At 39.1% G+C, this 19,248-nt stretch carries 18 protein-coding genes and 1 tRNA gene; 11 read left to right on the plus strand and 8 right to left on the minus strand.

Going from position 1 to position 19,248, the window contains the following annotated elements; all coding sequences use genetic code 11:
- Positions 1-68: 68 nt before the first annotated feature.
- Positions 69-1,373 (plus strand): protein kinase, encoded by a 1,305-nt coding sequence (locus ACQY77_RS13830; protein ID WP_421941565.1) that lies wholly within the window; start codon positions 69-71, stop codon positions 1,371-1,373.
- 14 nt (positions 1,374-1,387) lie between these two features.
- Here ACQY77_RS13830 and rlmN read toward each other — a convergent pair whose 3' ends face one another.
- The 5 genes from rlmN to ACQY77_RS13855 form a co-directional block, all read right to left on the minus strand.
- Positions 1,388-2,434 (minus strand): 23S rRNA (adenine(2503)-C(2))-methyltransferase RlmN, encoded by a 1,047-nt coding sequence (rlmN, locus tag ACQY77_RS13835; RefSeq protein ID WP_421941564.1) that lies wholly within the window; start codon positions 2,432-2,434, stop codon positions 1,388-1,390.
- Between the two features lie 78 nt (positions 2,435-2,512).
- Positions 2,513-2,920 (minus strand): DUF3995 domain-containing protein, encoded by a 408-nt coding sequence (locus ACQY77_RS13840; RefSeq protein WP_421941563.1) that lies wholly within the window; start codon positions 2,918-2,920, stop codon positions 2,513-2,515.
- On the minus strand, positions 2,920-3,897 hold the full coding sequence (rluF, locus tag ACQY77_RS13845; RefSeq protein ID WP_421941562.1) for a 23S rRNA pseudouridine(2604) synthase RluF: 978 nt from the start codon (positions 3,895-3,897) through the stop codon (positions 2,920-2,922). Before rluF ends, ACQY77_RS13840 begins: the two co-directional genes overlap by 1 nt.
- Positions 3,898-4,072: 175 nt before the next feature.
- Positions 4,073-4,594: a DinB family protein gene (locus ACQY77_RS13850; RefSeq protein ID WP_421941561.1), complete on the minus strand. Its 522-nt coding sequence runs from the start codon at positions 4,592-4,594 to the stop codon at positions 4,073-4,075.
- 121 nt (positions 4,595-4,715) lie between these two features.
- Positions 4,716-5,405, minus strand: a complete 690-nt coding sequence (locus ACQY77_RS13855; RefSeq protein WP_421941560.1) for a helix-turn-helix transcriptional regulator — start codon at positions 5,403-5,405, stop codon at positions 4,716-4,718.
- A 166-nt stretch (positions 5,406-5,571) separates the two neighbouring features.
- Between ACQY77_RS13855 and ACQY77_RS13860 the strand changes: the two genes are divergently transcribed.
- Positions 5,572-8,049 (plus strand): ATP-binding protein, encoded by a 2,478-nt coding sequence (locus ACQY77_RS13860; protein ID WP_421941559.1) that lies wholly within the window; start codon positions 5,572-5,574, stop codon positions 8,047-8,049.
- 6 nt (positions 8,050-8,055) lie between these two features.
- On the opposite strand, the gene ACQY77_RS13865 is transcribed toward ACQY77_RS13860, so the two are convergent.
- From ACQY77_RS13865 to ACQY77_RS13875, 3 genes are all read right to left on the minus strand, one after another.
- Positions 8,056-9,387, minus strand: a complete 1,332-nt coding sequence (locus ACQY77_RS13865) for a sigma-54-dependent transcriptional regulator (protein ID WP_421941558.1) — start codon at positions 9,385-9,387, stop codon at positions 8,056-8,058.
- 68 nt (positions 9,388-9,455) lie between these two features.
- Positions 9,456-9,770 carry a hypothetical protein gene (locus tag ACQY77_RS13870; protein ID WP_421941557.1) on the minus strand — a complete coding sequence of 105 codons (315 nt, stop codon included), beginning with the start codon at positions 9,768-9,770 and terminating at the stop codon, positions 9,456-9,458.
- An 82-nt stretch (positions 9,771-9,852) separates the two neighbouring features.
- A complete protein-coding gene (locus ACQY77_RS13875; RefSeq protein ID WP_090887888.1) occupies positions 9,853-10,167 on the minus strand; it encodes a hypothetical protein in 315 nt (104 codons plus the stop codon).
- A 374-nt stretch (positions 10,168-10,541) separates the two neighbouring features.
- Between ACQY77_RS13875 and ACQY77_RS13880 the strand changes: the two genes are divergently transcribed.
- From ACQY77_RS13880 to ACQY77_RS13920, 9 genes are all read left to right on the plus strand, one after another.
- Positions 10,542-10,614: transfer RNA gene (locus ACQY77_RS13880), tRNA-Thr, on the plus strand.
- A 107-nt stretch (positions 10,615-10,721) separates the two neighbouring features.
- Positions 10,722-11,888, plus strand: a complete 1,167-nt coding sequence (locus tag ACQY77_RS13885; RefSeq protein WP_421941556.1) for an amidohydrolase family protein — start codon at positions 10,722-10,724, stop codon at positions 11,886-11,888.
- Positions 11,889-11,893: 5 nt separating this feature from the next.
- Positions 11,894-12,838, plus strand: coding sequence for an NAD(P)H-dependent flavin oxidoreductase (locus ACQY77_RS13890; protein ID WP_421941555.1), 945 nt, complete (start codon positions 11,894-11,896; stop codon positions 12,836-12,838).
- 83 nt (positions 12,839-12,921) lie between these two features.
- Positions 12,922-13,242 (plus strand): acylphosphatase, encoded by a 321-nt coding sequence (locus tag ACQY77_RS13895; RefSeq protein ID WP_421941554.1) that lies wholly within the window; start codon positions 12,922-12,924, stop codon positions 13,240-13,242.
- A gap of 79 nt (positions 13,243-13,321) precedes the next feature.
- Complete coding sequence (locus ACQY77_RS13900; RefSeq protein ID WP_421941553.1) at positions 13,322-14,812, plus strand: oligosaccharide flippase family protein; 1,491 nt, start codon at positions 13,322-13,324, stop codon at positions 14,810-14,812.
- Positions 14,813-14,823: 11 nt separating this feature from the next.
- Positions 14,824-15,255 carry a dUTP diphosphatase gene (gene dut / locus ACQY77_RS13905; protein WP_421941552.1) on the plus strand — a complete coding sequence of 144 codons (432 nt, stop codon included), beginning with the start codon at positions 14,824-14,826 and terminating at the stop codon, positions 15,253-15,255.
- An 82-nt stretch (positions 15,256-15,337) separates the two neighbouring features.
- On the plus strand, positions 15,338-17,032 hold the full coding sequence (locus ACQY77_RS13910; RefSeq protein WP_421941551.1) for a tetratricopeptide repeat protein: 1,695 nt from the start codon (positions 15,338-15,340) through the stop codon (positions 17,030-17,032).
- The gene (locus ACQY77_RS13915) at positions 17,010-17,801 is read left to right on the plus strand and encodes a DUF4292 domain-containing protein (RefSeq protein WP_421941550.1); all 792 of its coding nucleotides are present in this window, start codon (positions 17,010-17,012) and stop codon (positions 17,799-17,801) included. The genes ACQY77_RS13910 and ACQY77_RS13915 overlap by 23 nt, the downstream gene beginning before the upstream one ends.
- Before the next feature lie 125 nt (positions 17,802-17,926).
- Positions 17,927-19,210 carry a murein hydrolase activator EnvC family protein gene (locus ACQY77_RS13920; protein ID WP_421941549.1) on the plus strand — a complete coding sequence of 428 codons (1,284 nt, stop codon included), beginning with the start codon at positions 17,927-17,929 and terminating at the stop codon, positions 19,208-19,210.
- The last annotated feature ends 38 nt before the right edge of the window (positions 19,211-19,248 follow it).

Genomic DNA, 19,248 nt, shown 5'->3' on the forward strand with positions numbered 1-19,248 from the left:
CCATACTCAGAACTAAGGACTCTTTTTAATAAAATCCCTTATCTTCGCAGCAAATTAAACACAGATTAGTGCAGACTTTAAAACAACTCCTGAATGGAGAATTGAAAGGAGCGATTTCTTTAAAGCTCTCTGAAAATCTCACCGAATTTCCTGAGGCCATATTCAGCTTAGCGGATACATTAGAAACACTGGATTTATCCGCCAATAAATTAACAACCTTACCCAAGGATTTTGGTAGGTTAAAGAACCTTAAGATTTTCTTCTGTTCTGATAATGGCTTTCGGGTTTTGCCGGAAGTATTGGCAGATTGTCCGTTATTGGATATTGTTGGTTTTAAATCTAACCAGATTGAATACGTCCAAGGAAAAGCTTTAAATACTAATCTAAGGTGGCTTATTTTAACCAATAATCGCCTCGCAAGCCTACCTGATGAAATAGGAAATTGTAAAAGATTGCAAAAATTGATGCTTGCAGGAAATCGTTTATCCGAGTTACCTGAAGCCCTTGGCAATTGCAGTAATTTAGGCTTACTTCGGATTTCAGCCAATCAAATCAAGGCATTGCCAGGCTGGCTGTTCAAACTGCCGAAACTGGCCTGGTTAGCTTTTTCTGGTAATCGATTTAACAGACAACCTATTCTTAACCATTTACCAGTAATTAATGACGATAGCTTACTGCTTAATCATAAACTAGGAGAAGGAGCATCAGGAACTATTTATCAAGCCAGAAGATTGAATAACGAGCATAGTCCTTTAGTGGCAGTCAAGATTTTTAAGGGTAGTGTAACCAGCGATGGCTTTCCGGAAGACGAAATGAATGCATTTATCGCAGCAGGAGAACATCCAGGCCTGGTAAAACTGCAGGGAGCAATAGCATTGAAGGAAGAAGGAAAAAAGGGTTTGGTAATGGATTTGATCCCCGGAGATTATTATAACTTAGGAAATCCGCCCAGTTTGGTAAGTTGTACCCGGGACGTCTTCAGTTTAGTAAATCCACTTTCGATAGCGCAGGTTATAAAAATAGCTTCTACAATCGCCTCGGTTGCTGCACAATTACACAGTAAAGGAATTAAACACGGCGATTTGTATGCACATAATATTTTGGTGAATGCCAAAGGAAGTACCTTGTTTGGTGATTTTGGAGCAGCATCATTTTATGATGAAAAAAATGAAAGCCAGGCATTTTTTCTGGAGCGAATAGAAATCAGGGCTTATGGTTACCTTTTAGATGATTTATTATCCATATCAATCCAAAGCGATGCATCCGGCATACTTCCAATATTGGAAGATATCAGAAACAGGTGTTTAGCGATGGATCCGGCAAGCCGGCCCTCATTTAAAGAGATAGTAACTGCGTTAAATCACTTAGACTAATTCAAACTTGAAAATTAAGCTTCTTTAACCGCAAGCTGGCCACAGGCTGCATCAATATCTTTCCCCCTACTGCGGCGAATATTGGTTGTAATGCCCTGGCTTTTGAGGTAATTAGCAAAAGCATCAATTTTATCGCCTTCCGCATTTTTAAAATCGGCAAAAGAAATGGGATTGTACTCAATCAGGTTTACTTTACAAGGGATATGCTTACAGAATTTAGCCAATTCCATAGCATCTGAAAGTTCATCGTTAAAATGATTAAAAACAATGTACTCGTACGTTACAGGATTTTTGGTTTTAGCAAAATAATATTTCAGGGCTTCAGAAAGTGCTTTTAAAGAATTAGCCTCGTTAATAGGCATTATTTCATTCCTTTTCTGATCATTAGCGGCATGTAATGAAAGGGCCAGGTTAAACTTAACGCCATCATCGCCTAATTTCTTTATCATCTTTGCAATACCTGCTGTAGATACGGTAATGCGTTTATAACTCATGTTTAAGCCATCAGGAGCTGTAATCCTTTCAATTGACTTGAGTACATTGGCATAATTAAGCAAAGGTTCACCCATCCCCATATATACAATATTGGTTAAGGGATAATTATAATTCTCTTTAGCTTGCTTATCAATCAATACCACCTGATCATAAATTTCATCTGCATTAAGATTGCGTTTCCTGTCCATGTAGCCTGTTGCGCAGAACTTACAGGTTAAACTGCAACCTACCTGCGAACTTACACACGCAGTCATGCGATCATCTAAAGGAATTAAAACCCCTTCAACAATATTACCATCTGCTAAACGAAAAGTGTTTTTTATGGTTTGGTCATTACTAAACTGAGAATTATTAACCTGTACGGCATTAATGGTAAAGCTGTCAGATAAGGCCTTGCGCAGATCCTTTGAAAGATTGCTCATCTCTTCAAAACTCGTTGCTGATTTTTCCCAAAGCCATTGATAAATTTGTTTGGCCCTGAATGCAGGTTGCTGCATAGCAACAAGATGCTGCTGTAATTGAGGCAAATCTAGTGCACGAATATCTGTCTTTTTTGCTGTTACCATTTGTTACAAAGGTACTTAAAAAAGCGGTAAGGTAGAAAGAATGAAGCTTTAACTCACTATAATTGATTAAATTTTACATTAATAGGCGGCAAGGAAAAATTCTGATACCGCAAGATAACCACACAAAGGAACATAGTATTGCCGATCGTAGCGGGCAAATAAGGTGTTATTTATCTTTCTGAAAATGCCAATATATCGAAAATCGCCAATCGTACGGATGAGGAAGATGAAAGCGATAACATAGCGCAGGTAATGCGGTACATCAATTTCAAAATGAAAATTATGGGCAAAAGTAATTGCTGCAAATGCTACCAGCCCCAAGGCCACAACTAATGTGCCCCATTTACCGGGATTAAAAACCAAATTGTGATCAGATGTGGCAGGTACTGCAGCTTCTATGCCCCATCTGCCACCCGTCATCCAATAAAAATGTAAGCCTGCCAGAAAAAGGAAAATAGCGGTATTAAAATAGATGATACTGTTCATTAGCGGCCTCGTTTTCTGTGATGTGATTTATCCGTTGACTTGGGTTTTGATGGTCTCGCATTTCGGTTACCCGGGTTACTTTTACCAGCTGTTTTTGATCCTCCTGTAGCAGGATGTTTTTTACCAGCTGTTTTTGAACCGGTAGATTTCGAGTGTGTAGTAGACTTTTTCGCAGGGGCAGCTTTAAATTCAGGAAGCTCTTCCCAGCTATTAACTTTCTTTTTTGACGGCTTAGCAGGTTTAGTTTTACCCTCCGATGATGATTTCTCAACCATTTTCATGATTGAAGCCATTTCCTGCCCATCAAGCTCACGCCATTCACCCAGGGGAATTCCTTTTAAGCTGATATTCATAATCCGAACGCGCTCCAGTTTGGTAACCTCATAGCCGAAATATTCAGCCATCCGGCGGATTTGTCTGTTTAAACCTTGTATCAAGGTAATGTTGAAAACATTTGCGCTAACGCGTCGTACCTTACATTTTTTAGTATTAACACCTAAAATGGGTACACCATTGGCCATGCCCTCAACAAATTCATCCGTTACAGGCTTATTTACGGTTACAATATATTCTTTCTCATGGTTATTACCTGCCCTAAGAATCTTATTAACGATATCCCCATTATTGGTTAGAAAAATAAGACCTTGAGAATCTTTATCTAAACGACCAATGGGGAAAATGCGTTGGCTGTAATTTACATAATCGACAATATTGTCTCTCACATTGGCCTCTGTAGTACTGGTAATACCCACAGGCTTGTTAAAAGCTAAAAGCACAAAGTTTTCCTCCTCCTTGGGCTCAATATGATTGCCATTTACAGTTACCCGATCTCCTGCATAAACCTGGTCACCAACCTTCGCTTTCTTTCCATTGATGAAGACGTTGCCACGCTCAATAAATTTATCGGCCTCTCTACGAGAGCACAATCCACTTTCACTTATAAATTTATTTAAACGGGTGGCAGAAGTATGTTGCATAGCTTTTTTAAGTTATGACAAATATAAACTAAAAGCCTAAATTGATACAGTACTTTCTTTTTGGCTGAGCCACTTAGCGCAGGGCCGGATGATTAGGAAGGGAACCTTATCGGTAATCTGACAGGTTGGAGAAAAACTCGGCCAGGAAAATCATCCCGGCCGAGTAAGCAAACGGCTAAAAGCTTTGACTATCGGCACTAGGGCCGTAACTTCCCGGAATAGGAATATTTAAAAGTCTTAAGTAAACACCCAACTGGGCACGGTGATGGGAGGTTTGGCTCAAAGAATGGCGAATTGTTTCATATTTGGAATAATCTGCCAATACCTGATCGCCATTTTTCAGCACCCAACGGCCATTCAAATCTTCTTCTTTAGCATTTTCTAAAGCAGCCTTACCAGCAGCAACACTTTTTTCCAGAATAGCCAGAATTTCAGCAGTATTGTTAACTGATGTTGGTTCAAAACCAGTAACGGCAAAATCTAATTCATCAGTAGTTAAGGCTAAAGTTACCCAGTTCGGAATATCTGCTAAATGGGTAGCTAAGAATTCCATCTTCATGCTTTTTTCATGTGGTGCCCAATCATATTTATCCTCCGGCACCAAGGCTAAAAATTTACGGGTAGTTTCTGCCTCACGCTCGTATTCGGTGAGTAATAGTTGAATAATGTCCATAGTTTTATGTTTTGTTTTTTCCATTAAGTTTAATTCCATTAGTAATAAATCGGGCATGCTCATGGTCTGTAGGGTTTTGTTAACACAAAGAAAATACCCCGGAGTGACAACCCTATGGCAGTGTAAAAAACGAAATGAAAAAAAATTAAAAATTAACAGGAAGCATGCTCATATAATCGTTTAATGGCATATGATCAACTTTAAGAAAGGGTTTTTCGAGTGATTTTAAACAGATAATCCGGGTTAAATTAAAATCCCGATACTGCCCGCGCATATGGCACCAGGCAATCAAGTGCCAGCTAAAAGCATAAAAAATGAGCCCGATTGGCTCTACCTCTCGCTTACTCACTTCCGCCTTGGCATTTTTATATTCCAAACTCACCATCAGTTTTTCTGAAATGGCATGTTGAATCAGCGATAAGAAATCAAAATTATAAGTTAATCTTTCTGGAACCTGCAAACGAATATGTTGGTTCAGCTTTTCCAGTTTTTCCTTTTGAGCAGATTTGAGTACCGCCTTAACTTTGGTCAGCGCAGAGGAATAATGATTGCGGATAGAAAGATCTGCAAATCCATCTACCAGACTTTCTACCAGCAGTAAGGCGTTTGCTTCTTCCATATTAAAAGATACCGGAGGCAGAAAATAGCCTTGCACCAAAAAATAACCCCGATGTTGCTCAAATCCTACAGGTATTCCTTGCTCTTGCAGGGCCTTTATATCCCTGTAAACCGTACGAACACTCATGTTAAAGCGATCAGCAATCTTATCTGCTGAAATGTATTTCTTAGACTGTAAAAGGGTCAGGATTCCAAATAGGCGGTCAATGCGGTTCATAGGTTAGGGCTTAAGCTAAATTAATTAAATATTTCGTTCTATTGTGCATTTTGCCTTACTTAATGAATGAAAACTAAAATGCCCTTGGTATGTTATTTGTGTGGAAATGGTATGCTTTGCTCAAAAAATACGTTTAATAAATATAGAGCAGGTAAATGGTGATTAAATGGCAGTAGAAATTCAAAAGCGCTTCTTAAGGGCAGTAAAAGGCAAAGTAATTATCGGATTTCTTTTTGCCTGTTTTGCGTTGCTGATGGCTTGGGGCATCAGTAAATTTGCTTTTACCAGAATGCTGGATACTGTTGAGGAAATTTCGGCGCCTAATGACCGGCTGCGTTTGGTGAACGACCTCTCCCATAAAATTGCGCGTTTAGATCAGCTGCAGCGTGATGAAGCAATTAATAAGCAAGGCAATCAGACTTTTTTAAAGGAATCACGAAAGCTTAGGGCAAGTTTAGATACACTCAAGAAATTATATGTGGGAGATTCTGCTCAGCTGACCAGGATAAAATCCATCAAGAATTTACTCAGCGACAGGGATAAGCAGTTCATCATGTACCTCAAAGTACGTGAAACCCTGGTGAATACCAAGTCTTTTTCTGAAGAAGTACAAAAGCTAAATGATTTGGTAACTACACGTGCCAAACAAACGGACAGTGCCGTTTTAACTACCGAAACCACTACCTCTACTACTACGGTTGCTCCCGATGAAGAACAAAAATCGCGGGGCTTTTTAAGTAAGCTCTTCGGTAAAAAGAAAGCCGATGTTTATAAAATCATCAATGAAGAGTTTAAAGTAAAACGCGATACCCTTAATGCCAAAGCCGAAGACAGCATTATGAAGAGTATGACCGGCTCTTTAAAAAATATTGAAAAGGAACAACGGCAGAAAAGTCAGAAATTCCTAAAACGAGAGGCCGATTTATCTATAGCCAGTAATGCCCTTACCGGACAAATGCTTCAGATTTTAAGAGAAGTAGAAAGTGAAGCTGTTGCCCAGGTAGATTTGAATGGCATTCAGGCTAAACAGGTAGTTAACGACGGTATTACACAGATTACCGCTATTATTATTGCATTCTTTTTAATTACTGTGATCTTACTATACCTCATCCTTACTGATATTACAAAAAGCAATCGGTATAGGAGAGAGCTGGAGCAGGCCAAAGACGAGGCAGAATATCATGGTAAAGCCAAGCAAAGGTTTCTATCGAATATGAGTCACGAAATCAGAACCCCTTTGCAATCCATTTTAGGTTATGCCGAACTCATTTCTCAGCAGGATAATCCCAAGAAAAAAGATATTGATGCTATTTATCAATCCTCCATACATCTTTTGCAAATTGTTAATGAGGTTTTGGATTACAACAGGATCATTTCAGGTGAGTTTAGTTTTCATAACCAGGATTTTAATATCCGTAAGGTATTGGATGAAGTTGTTTCGGTTATGCGGCCACTCGCCGAGCAGAAATCGTTAAAACTCATTACCCAACTGGATATTGATGACATTGAATTTGTAAAAGGAGATGCCTTCCGCCTAAAGCAGATTTTGTTTAATTTATTGGGTAATGCGGTAAAATTTACCCTTAAAGGTGAAATCAGTTTATTGGTTTCATGTAAAAAACAAGGCCAGGATCTCCATTTCAATTTTAGCATCAGGGATACTGGGATTGGTTTCGCTGAAGCAGATATTGACCGTATTTTTAATGAATTCGAACAGGTTGAATCTCCGGAGAAATATGTAATTAATCAAACGGGTACAGGTTTAGGATTACCAATTGTAAAAGCGTTAATTGAAAGTCAGGGGGGAAGGATTTATGTGAAGAGTAAACCTAGCAAAGGCACTACATTTAATATTTATCTGAAATATGAAGCCTCAGATCAAAAAAATCAGGATATTTTCGATCTGGAACACTATGCTGTAGTAAATTCTGGTACAGTATGGATTATTGATGATGACCGGTTGATCCTGGATTTATGCGGATTAATTTTTGAAAAGAACAGGATCCCGTTTAAACGTTTCAGTCATGTGGCGGATATTTTACATGAAGTTCCGGATAACGAGCTGAAGTACGTACTTATAGATATGCGTATGCCTGAAATGACGGGTATTGAGTTGTGCCATTTACTCAGAAAAAGACTTCCAGAGCATGTAAAATTCTATGCCATAACTGCTCAGGTGCTTCCCGAAGAACGCGAAATGGTATTAAGTGAAGGATTTGACGGGCTGATTTTAAAGCCATTCAGAGCAGCAGACCTGTTATCAATTTTTGACAAGATGGCCATTGCGAATGAACCCCAACCTGAATTTGACTTTTCATCAATTGAAAAAATGACTTTCGGTGATCAGCAGATGCTGGAAAAAATCCTGAATCGATTTAAGCAAGATTGTATAGATGATGTAGCAGTACTTCGTGATGCTTTGACCCAACAAAATGGAGAAAAAAGCCGGCTAATTGTTCACCGATTAGCGGGAAGAACTGCACAAATGGGGGCTAAAACTCTGGCTTCCGCACTCAGACAGCTTGAGCTTGAGATTGCGCATGACGGACTTAATCTGCAAATTAATGCAGCTGTTCTGGCCGAACTTAAAAAACTCGAAGCCTTAATCGCTTTTATGCAGGAAATGGATTATGCCACTGGCTAAAGGTTTTTATTCAATTCCGTAGCGTTCCATCTTGGCATACAGTGTTTTTCGGTCAATATTCAGCATCTTGGCCGCCTTAGATTTATTGTGTCTTACTTTAATCAGTGTTTCAGCAATCAATGTCTTTTCGTTTTGCTCATTCAATGCTTTAAGATCAGACGGATTACCGGCTGAAGTTTGCTGTTGTACAGCAATAGTCATTTCATCGGGCAGGGCAGCAATTTGTGCTGTTTCACCAGGCGTAAGCAGAACCATCCTTTTAATTACATTACTCAACTCACGTAAATTGCCTGGCCAATCATAATTTAACAGAAGCGATTTGGCCTCAGCAGAAATATTTTTCACATTTCTGCTCAAATCACGGTTAGAAAGCTGAACAAAGTGGTTAATAAACAACTCGATATCACTACCACGGTCTCTTAATGGAGGCAATTGTATTTTAAATTCATTTAAACGATGGTATAAATCCTCCCGAAACTCTCCCTGTTGCATGCTTCCGGTTAAATCGTCATTGGTAGCGGTAATAATTCTAACATTTACGGGAATTTGCCTGGTGCTGCCCAGGGGTTGAATTACGCGTTCTTGTAAAGCCCTGAGCAATTTAATCTGTACTTCATAGCTCAAATTCCCAACCTCATCCAGAAAAAGGGTACCGCCATCAGCAGCTTCAAATTGACCAATTTTATCATTAAGTGCTCCGGTAAAAGCGCCCTTAACATGGCCAAATAGTTCGCTGGCGGCTAAATCTTTAGAAAGTGCACCACAGTCAATAGCTATAAACGGCTTATCTGCACGTTTGCTTTCCTGATGAAGTGTTCTGGCTGCAAATTCTTTCCCTGTTCCACTTTCCCCTTGAATAATAACCGACATGTCTGTAGGGGCAACCAAAGCAATGTGTTCATATAATCGATCTGCAATGGCACTTTTGCCCCTGATTAAATCAGATTCTATTACCTGACGCTCAGTAGCGATATGGTCTTTTTTGGTTAAGGAGTTTTTGATTACCATCAAAAGCTCGTCAGGATTTACAGGTTTGGTAATATAATCAAATGCACCCATCTGCATAGATTTTACAGCTGTTCTTACATCATTAAAACTGGTCATGATAATGAGCGGAATAGCTAAACCTAAATCGCGGATATGGGAAAGCACATCTAACCCAACACCATCTGGCAGGCGGTAATCAATTAAAAGGAGATCGAATTCCTGGCTTTCTATCGCTTTAAATGATTGTTTGATGTGGGTTACCAGTGTAATGGTATGCCCGTTTTTAGTTAAAAAACCTTCAAGTAATTGAGCAAATGTTGTATCGTCTTCTAAAATCAGGATTCTCGCCATACACAAAAATAAGAAAAGCCAGTTAAAAACTGGCCTTTCTTGTACTAGGTAGATGTAATATTTAAGGGTTATTGTACGGGTTTACCGTCTTTATCAATTTTCACTGAACCTGTTTCAGCTTCTTTTTTAACATTGATCAGGTAATATTCTTTTGTACCTTCTTTTACCGACCATGCTTCTGTAGCGGTCCAGCCTTTATAAGCATCAGATTTTAATGCTGTTGTTACCGGCTCAGGTAGTTCTTCTAATTTCACTGGGGTTTTAACCGCACTATCCTGAACAGCTACGATTGCTGTAGTTTTCAAATCTTTTACTTCGCTTGCGTTTGCTGCTGTTAATCCGGCTAGAGCTAAGAATGTAGCTGATAAAATGAACTTTTTCATGTTGTTTTATTTTAGTTTGCAACGCTAGGCATTGCTGTTATCAATTCTATTTAGTTTTAGAGCGCGTTTATTTAGCGTAATCTTATTGAACAGGCTTACCGTCTTTATCAATTTTCACTGAACCTGTTTCAGCTTCTTTTTTCACGTTGATTAAGAAGTATTCTTTAGCACCTTCTTTAACCGACCATGCTTCTGTTGCAGTCCATCCTTTGTAAGCATCAGATTTTAATGCTGTTGTTACCGGCTCAGGTAGTTCTTCTAATTTCACTGGGGTTTTAACCGCACTATCTTGAACAGCTACGATTGCTGTAGTTTTCAAATCTTTTACTTCGCTTGCGTTTGCTGCTGTTAATCCGGCTAGAGCTAAAAATGTAGCTGATAAAATGAACTTTTTCATAGATATATATTTAAAATTATTTGTGTAACAATACTGGCTAAGGTTTCATAATGATGCCAAAGCAAGGGTTTGCATTTATGTTACTGATAACCAACATTTTAAGTGTGTGCCAGAAATTTATAAACTGTGGAATTTCTCCACATATTGTGGGTATCGGCTACAAAAAAGGTAGATTATATTGTGAAGGCAATAAGGCAATAGCAGTGTTATATGCATTATTAAGTTGGTCCCGCTGTAGATATCCTTTTTTATCCAGCTTTAACCAATACATTATCAAACAGCGATAATGCTTTGATCATTGGTAAAGCAGAAAAAAATAAAAATTCCCTTTTCAGAAAAGAAGTTTTTTTTCTATACTTGCAGCCCGAAAGAAAGCCTCCTTAGCTCAGCTGGTAGAGCAACTGACTTGTAATCAGTAGGTCATTGGTTCGATTCCGATAGGAGGCTCTTTTTTACGTCATCAGGCATAATTTTTCCCTCTTTTTTACAATTCTTTAGGAAAATCAGCGCCAAATAATTCTTTTGCATCAGTGTATTCCGCTTAATTTGTACCCATGCTTAAGTATATTTCTGCCGATTGGATTTTTCCTGTTACCAGCAAACCCATTAAAAACGGAATAATCGTATTTAATGACAAGGGCGAGGTTAAAGCCATTTTAACACCTGAGGATGCTACTGATATTAAAGAGGATATTGTTGCTTATAAAGGCGCAATTATTCCTGGTCTGATCAATACACACTGTCATTTGGAGCTATCTCACCTGCTTGCGAAAATTCCGGAGCATACCGGGTTAGTTAAATTTGTGCAGCATATCATTAAAAATAGGAATGCTGAGGTTGCTGAAATAGAAAATGCCATGTACAGGGCCGATGCTGCCATGTACCAAAACGGAATTGTCGCTGTTGGCGATATTTCCAATCAGACAGTTTCCAGGAAGATCAAAAGCAACAGTTCCATTTACTACCATACCTTTATAGAAGCGATGGGCTTTAATCCCGAAAGGGCAGAAGCCATTATGGAACATGCCAGACTAACAAAGACACATTTTGATCCTCTTCCTGCCTCTATTGTTCCGCATGCCCCTTATTCTGTTTCTGCCGAATTATTTAATTTAATTGAGCGTGAAGCTGAAAAAGACAACAACATATTGAGTGTCCATAATCAGGAATCATCGGCAGAAGACGCTTTCTTCAGAGATAAAACAGGCGATTTTCTGAAATTGTACGAATTTTTAGGTTTAGACATTCATTTCTTTCAACCGGCTGGCAAAAGCTCATTACAAACCTGGCTGCCCTATGTAAATCGACATAAAACTTTACTGGTACATAACACATTTACCCAAGAGGCAGATATTGCATTTGCAGAAGCTCAAAATCCGAATGTGTACTGGTGCCTTTGTCCGCAAGCGAACCTTTATATAGAGCATGCTTTACCAGATGTAGATTTATTACGAAAGTCTACCGTAAAAATTACTTTAGGTACCGACAGTCTGGCGAGTAATCAGCAACTGAATATTTTGGCAGAAATGATAATCCTTCAGGAACAAAAACAGGTGCCATTTGAGGAATTACTCCGCTGGGCAACTTACAACGGCGCCCAATTTTTAGGTGTAGAGAATCAACTGGGCAGCATTGAAGTAGGCAAAAAGCCGGGTTTAAATTTAATACAGATCAGCGCTGACTGGAAAATTTTGAATGATCAGGTAGAAAAGATAATTTAAGGTTTATGAATCTCATCTGTAAACTCTTCAATATAAAGTATCCCATTATACAGGCCGGAATGGTATGGTGCAGCGGCTGGCGCTTAGCTTCAGCGGTTTCCAATGCGGGCGGTTTAGGGATCATCGGTGCAGGTTCCATGTATCCTGAAGTACTCAGAACACATATCCGGAAATGTAAGGATGCAACAGCTAAACCCTTTGCGGTTAATATTCCATTGCTGTATCCGAATATACAGGCAATCATTGATATTGTGATTGAGGAAGAGGTAAAAATAGTTTTTTCTTCTGCCGGTAATCCAGCTACCTGGACAGGTTTTTTAAAAGAAAAAGGAATTACAGTGGTGCATGTTGTGGCCAATACCCGGTTTGCCTTAAAAGCACAGGAAGCCGGCGCAGATGCAATTGTTGCAGAAGGCTTTGAGGCAGGTGGGCATAATGGTAGAGAAGAAACCACAACACTTTGCCTTATACCGATGATTAAAGCCGCGGTAAAAATTCCTGTAATTTCAGCTGGTGGCATTGGTAGTGGCAAGGCTATGCTGGCAGCTTTTGCATTAGGTGCTGATGGTGTCCAGGTGGGCTCGGCATTCGCTATTGCAGAAGAATCGTCTGCGCACCCTGCATTCAAAAATAAAATCATTGCAGCAGCAGAAGGTGATACCAAACTGGCCATGAAGCAACTGGTTCCGGTAAGGCTGTTAAAAAATGAGTTTGCGGAAGCTGTTGCAACTGCAGAGGCTAATGGCGCAAACAGAGAAGCACTAATAGAGCTGTTGGGTAGAGCCAGGGCAAAACTCGGAATGTTTGAGGGCGATATGGAAAATGGCGAATTGGAAATCGGACAAGTATCGGCGATGTTAAATGAAATTAAACCCGCGGCAGAAATCTTACAAAATATCTGGGAAGAATTCCTGGCTGAAAAAGATCGGATTACGAAACTCGGATTTTAATGCGAAAGGCAAATCTCTCTACTTAAAAAGATAAAATCAGAAATTAGTTTTACTTTTGAACGCAGCAATCAGGCTTAAAATCTATGAGTAAACAAGGAGAACATAACGCTTCATCAGGACTTAAACACCTTAATATAGTGGTTACGGGGAAAGTGCAGGGTGTATTTTTCAGGGCCAGTACCAAGGCTGTGGCCGATCAAATGGGGATTAAAGGTTTGGTGAAAAATCAAAAAGATGGTACTGTTTACATCGAAGCAGAAGGAAAGCCTTTCCTGCTAGATGCGTTTGTTGATTGGTGTAAGGAAGGGCCGGAAAAAGCAGTGGTAGAGGATGTTACTGTAACCGAGGGTGAGTTAAAACCACATCAGAACTTCGATGTTGTGAAAAAAAATCTCCTTTGGTAACCTGATTGTATTAAATAAATAGTGTGAACAGATTTATCCTATTGGAACGTTCTGATAGGTAAGCATAAAATTAAATCCATTGTCTGTATATAAGAAGTTTTTGGGTCAAACCATGGTTTATGGGATCAGTACCATCGTATCAAGGTTGCTGAACTTTATTCTTACACCCATTTTTACAAGAAGTTATGGCGCAGCATCATTAGGGATTTTCACCAAAATGTATGCCTATGCCTCCTTAATAAATGCTGTGCTTGCCTTTGGGATGGAAACTACCTTTTTCCGGTATCTTAACAAGCACGAAAACCAGAAGCAACAGGTATACAATAACTCCTTTATTATCGTTGCATTCATCTCCACCTTATTTTTAATCACTGGCCTGGTATTTATTGATCCCATAACAAAATGGTTATTGAATAATGATATGTCTCATTATCAGGACCAACGGCGATACGTGCAGTACTTTTTATGGTTACTGTTTTCGGATGCCATTTGTGTAATTCCATTTGCTAAAATCAGGGCCGATGGAAAACCTTTTCGCTATAGCATTATCAAGTTCATCAATATATTCAGCTATGTAAGTATCAGCTTGTTTTTTATATATGGTATTCCGCTAATTATTAAAAACAACTGGCCATTTGCTGAATTTTTTGAGAGCTGGTTCAGAGATAAATGGGTAGGATATGTATTTATAGCCAATTTAATTGCCAGTGTAATTACTTTTATTTTACTCGTACCCGAATTTTTAATGGTTCAGTTCAGGTTTAATAAAGCAATGTTTAAAACCATGCTTTCCTACAGCTGGCCGGTTTTGGTTGCAAACCTTTCCTTTATCATTAATGAGAATTTAGATAAAATTTTATTGGATAAATATACTACTGAAGCACAGGTAGGTATTTACGGCGCAGTTTGTAAGCTGGCCATTTTTATCAGTATTTTTAATATGGCTTTCAGATTAGGTGCAGAGCCCTTTTTCTTCAGTTATGCGAAAAATGCCAATGCTAAGGATACCTACGCTAAAATTCTTCAGTACTTTGTTATCGCATTATCCATCATTTTTGTAGCCTTAACGGCCAACATAGAAATACTCAAGTATTTTATCAGCAGAGATGAAAAACACCTTGCCGAGTACTGGGTAGGGCTGCCGGCAGTTCCTTATTTGCTTTTAGGTTATGTATGTTTAGGTGTTTATATGAACCTATCCATCTGGTACAGGCTGTCAGATCAAACGAGGTTTGGCCTATATATTTCCCTGGTTGGTGCAACAATTACGATCGTTTTCAATATGGTGCTTATTCCCCGCTATAGTTACATGGGGTCGGCCTGGGTATCAATGGCTACTTATGGTACCATGATGATAATCTCCTATGTACTTGGTCAAAAATATTATCCCATACCTTACAACCTTAAAAAAATACTTCTGTATTTAATTATATCTACGATTATCGTATTTACATCATTCTTTGTCTTTAATCGGAATATCTATATTGGAAATGCCATGCTGCTCGCTTTTGTTGCCGGCATATTTTACCTGGAGAAAAAAGATTTAATGAAGATCCTGAGAAAGGGATAAAAAAATAATTTATGCAAATCAAAATCATCAATAAATCGGCACATGCCTTACCTCAATATGAAACTGCTCATGCTGCTGGTATGGATTTAAGGGCTGCAGTTTCCGAACAAATTATACTTAAACCTTTACAGCGGGCCCTGGTTCCAACCGGTCTTTTTATAGAGTTACCTGTTGGTTATGAAGCACAGATCAGGCCCAGGAGTGGTTTGGCTTACAAACATGGAATCAGTATTGTAAATGCACCCGGAACCATTGATGCAGATTATCGTGGAGAATTAAAAGTTTTACTCGTAAATTTATCTGATACGGATTTTACCGTTAATGATGGTGACCGGATTGCACAAATGGTGATTGCCAAACATGAAACGGTTACCTGGCAAGCGGTAGAAGAACTCGGGGAAACAGCCAGGGGTGAAGGTGGATACGGACATACGGGTAAATAGTTTTGAATGAGTGAGGGATTGAAGGAGTGAATGAGTGGATGATTGAATGAGTGAGTGGATGATTGAATTTTAGAATGTTGCCATGTTAAAAGGATATTTATTTATTGCAATAACTTGCCTGAGTGCTCAGTTGTATGGGCAAGGGCTTCCTTTGCCTGCTACCAATCGGGACAGCAATATGGTAAAGCAACTCTTTTTTGCTGGCTTACGCGAAAAAATGTCTGATAATTACCTTTCTGCATCAACCAGTTTCAATAAAATTATCGGCCTGGATCCCAATAACCATGCAGCATATTTTGAACTGGCCAACGCTAATCTTAAACTGGATAAGTTAACAGAAGCTGAATTCAATATCCAAAAAGCAATTAAGCTCAGTCCGGATAATAAATGGTACTGGCGGTTTTTAGGCGAATTGGATAAACGAACCAATAAGATGACCGACCTTATAACGGTATTTAACCAATTGATTCGTTTAGAACCTCAGAATGATACTTATTATTTCGATAAAGCCAATGCACAATTTTTGGCCAATCAACCCGAAGAAGCCAAAAAAACCTATAATGAAATTGAAGCTAAATTTGGAGATAGCAGGGATTTAGCTAACGCCCGCAAACGCTTTCTTCAGGCGGGAACATCTACCGAAAGTGATATTGTTAAGCTGTTAGAAGGTAACCAGGCGGATGTAAAGAACTACCTTTACGCAGCAGGTCTTTTACTGCAAAAAGGTAATCATCCTGAAGCTTTAAAGGTGCTGGTTAAAGCCCATGAGCTTGAACCGGAGAATTTTGAAGTAAACCTTGCGCTGGCAGACATCTATCGCAAGCAGGGTAACGATGAAGCTGCCTTTTCCGCTTTAAATAAAGCCTTTCAAAGCAGTCAGATGCCATTAACAGAGAAGTTCAAGATCATTGCAGGGCTTTTCCCTAAAATGAACCAGGCAGCTGTTGCTAAATATGCGCTTGAACTAAGTAGGTTGCTGGCAGAAAAAAATCCAAATGACGCCAAAGCCTTAGCGCTTTATGGTGATGTACTTTACCAGCAGAATAAGCTTAAAGAAGCCTTACCTCAATATCAGGCAGCGTTAAAATTAAATGAACAAATTTATGCCGTTTGGGAACAGATTATTAATATTCAAACCTTATTGGGGCATTATGGCGAGGCCGTGAAGGTGGGCGATGAAGCCTTAACTATTTACCCTAACCAGGCAGGCTTATACTATTACATGGCTTATGCTTTATTTAAAACAGGTAAGCTGGAAACTGCCCAGAGTAATCTAAAAACCGCACTTCAGTTGGATGTAGACAATAAGAGCCTGCAGGCGCAGGTTTATGCTTTGCAAGGCGATATCTATATCAATCAAAATAACTTTGCCGCGGCTAAAACTGCTTTTGAAAAAGCCATAACTGTAGAGCCAGATAATTATCTCATCATGAATAATTATGCTTATTATTTGGCGTTAAGGAATGATGATTTAGCCAAGGCTGCAAAATATGCAGAAACAGCTGCCAATGCTATGCCGAATAATCCCTCTGTAATGGATACCTATGCGTATATACTCTTTAAACAACAGAAGTACGACCTCGCAAAAGGTTGGATAGAAAAGGCCTTGCAAAACAATAGCGATAAGAACGGTGTTTATTTGGAGCGATACGGAGATATTCTTTTTATGAAAGGTGAAAAAGAAGCGGCAATCATTCAATGGAATAAAGCAAAGGAAGCAGGAAATGACTCTGAGTTATTAATTAAGAAAATAAATGAAAAGAAGTATTTTAAATAGCGTTTTGATATTAGCTGCAGCCAGCTTTTTCTCGGCCTGCAAACCCAAAAAAGAAATCGTAGTAGCACCACCTAAACCAACAGAAACTAAAGTTGATAATACTAAAGCAGAAGCATTAGCACTATTAACGAGCAAACAACTTAAATTCACTACGCTCTCAGCAAAAGCCAAAGCCACATTGGATTTAGATGGTAAATCTAATGACGTGACCATGAATCTGCGCATTAAAGATAAAGAAACCATTTGGGTAAGCATCACTGCATTAGGAGGTATGGCCGAAGTTGCCAGGGCTTTAATTACGCCAGACAGTATTAAAATTATCAATAGATTATCAAGTACTTACCTCAATAAACCATTTAGCTATATCTATAAGTTCACTAACAAGCAGGTTAATTTCAATACGCTGCAAAGCATCCTAACCGGAAATGCAATTGATGACTTCATGACAGAAAAGTCTGACCTGAAGCAAGCAGCCGGAGTGTGGGCCTTATCGGGTAGCAAGGAAGATCTGGATTATCGCTTGCTTTTTAATACCTTGTTTAAGGTGACAGAAACCAACCTCAACGATGCCAAAAACGGTCAGGCACTTAAGGTAACGTATGGCGAGTACCAGAAATTAAATGACTATTTATTTCCAAGTACCCTGGAAATCAATACCCTTTCAAAGGCTAAGAAAATCAATATCAGCATGCAGTTTACCAAAATAGATGGCAATGTTCCGGTTGAATTTCCGTTTACAGTACCAAAGCGATTTACTTTAGCAAATTAGTCACTTGTTTTACTTTGCTGCAGCAGAATGAAGATTGGATGAAGCGGGTTTCTATCTTGAAGATTATGGCTTTAGTATCTCAATTTTAATACTTTTTACTGTAAAATTTTTATACTTTTGGCTTAATGAAGCTACACAAACTTGTATTTATCCTGTTTTTAAGCGTATGTGCCTTTTCGGCTACTGCACAGACCGAGAGTCAGCTTAGGCGAAAAAAAGAAGCAATCCAACGTGAAATTGAGCAACTTCAAAAGAACTTAAATAAAGCTGCAAGTGGTAAAAAACTTACTTTGCAGCAAATCAATGCCATTAACGCGCAAATTCGTCTGCGCCAGGATAAAATAGGAACCATCAATTCTGAAATAAAAAATCTCGACGGACAAATCTCCCAGAACACCAATACCGTACATACTTTACAAGGTCAGCTTGGTGATCTTAAAAAGGAGTATGCGGCTATGATTCGCTTTGCACAACGCAACAGAAACTCATACGATAAAATGATGTTTATTTTTGCAGCAAGAGATTTTAACCAGGCGTATAAAAGAATTAAATATTTGCAACAGTTTAGCCAATACCGCAAAAAGCAGGCAGGCTACATTGAGAATACACAGCAAGAGCTAAACGGTAAGATAAAGATCTTAGACAGAACACTAAAAGAGAAGAGCAATCTTTTAAGAGAACAAGAGCGGGAGAAAGAAAGATTAGGCAAGGACAAGAGTGAGCAGGCGGTTACCTTGAATAAACTGAGTAAACAGGAAAGACAATTTAAACAGGATATTGCCACACGTAAAAAGCAGCAGGTTCAGATAGATAAAGCTATCCGTGCAGCCATTCAGCGTGCTATTGAAGAAGCCAGAAGAAAAGCGGCAGAAGAAGCGAGAAGAAAAGCCGCAGAAGAAGCCCGTATTGCAGCAGCGAAAGCCAAGGCAGAAAATAAACCAGCGCCTACCGCAACACCGGTAAGAGAGAAAACAACTAACGAATTGTTAACCAATGATGCCGGTTCGGCAAAACTGGCAGCAGGATTTGAAAATAACAGGGGACGTTTGCCTTACCCGGTTGCAGGTACCATTACAGAGCATTTTGGTGTGCACAAGGTAGACCAGGCTTCGATGAATAATGAAGGGGTAAACATTACGGCTTCAGAAGGCGCAGCGGTAAGGGCGGTATTTGATGGAGAAGTGTTGGCTGTAAGTTCAATTTATGGTAAATATGTTGTGATCATTATGCACGGAAATTACTTTACCATCTATCAGAATTTAAGGTCTGCAAGTGTGAGTAAGGGAGATAAAGTATCTACAAGACAGACGATTGGCGTGTTGGCCAACACCGGAGATGTAGCCGAACTTCACTTCGAAATTATGAGGGGGCAAACGAAGTTAAACCCGGAAGCTTGGATTAGTAAGTAAACATTAGACATATTAATTGTCTATATTTGTATAAATTA

Source organism: Pedobacter sp., from assembly GCF_965279535.1.
Classification (GTDB): Bacteria; Bacteroidota; Bacteroidia; order Sphingobacteriales; family Sphingobacteriaceae; genus Pedobacter.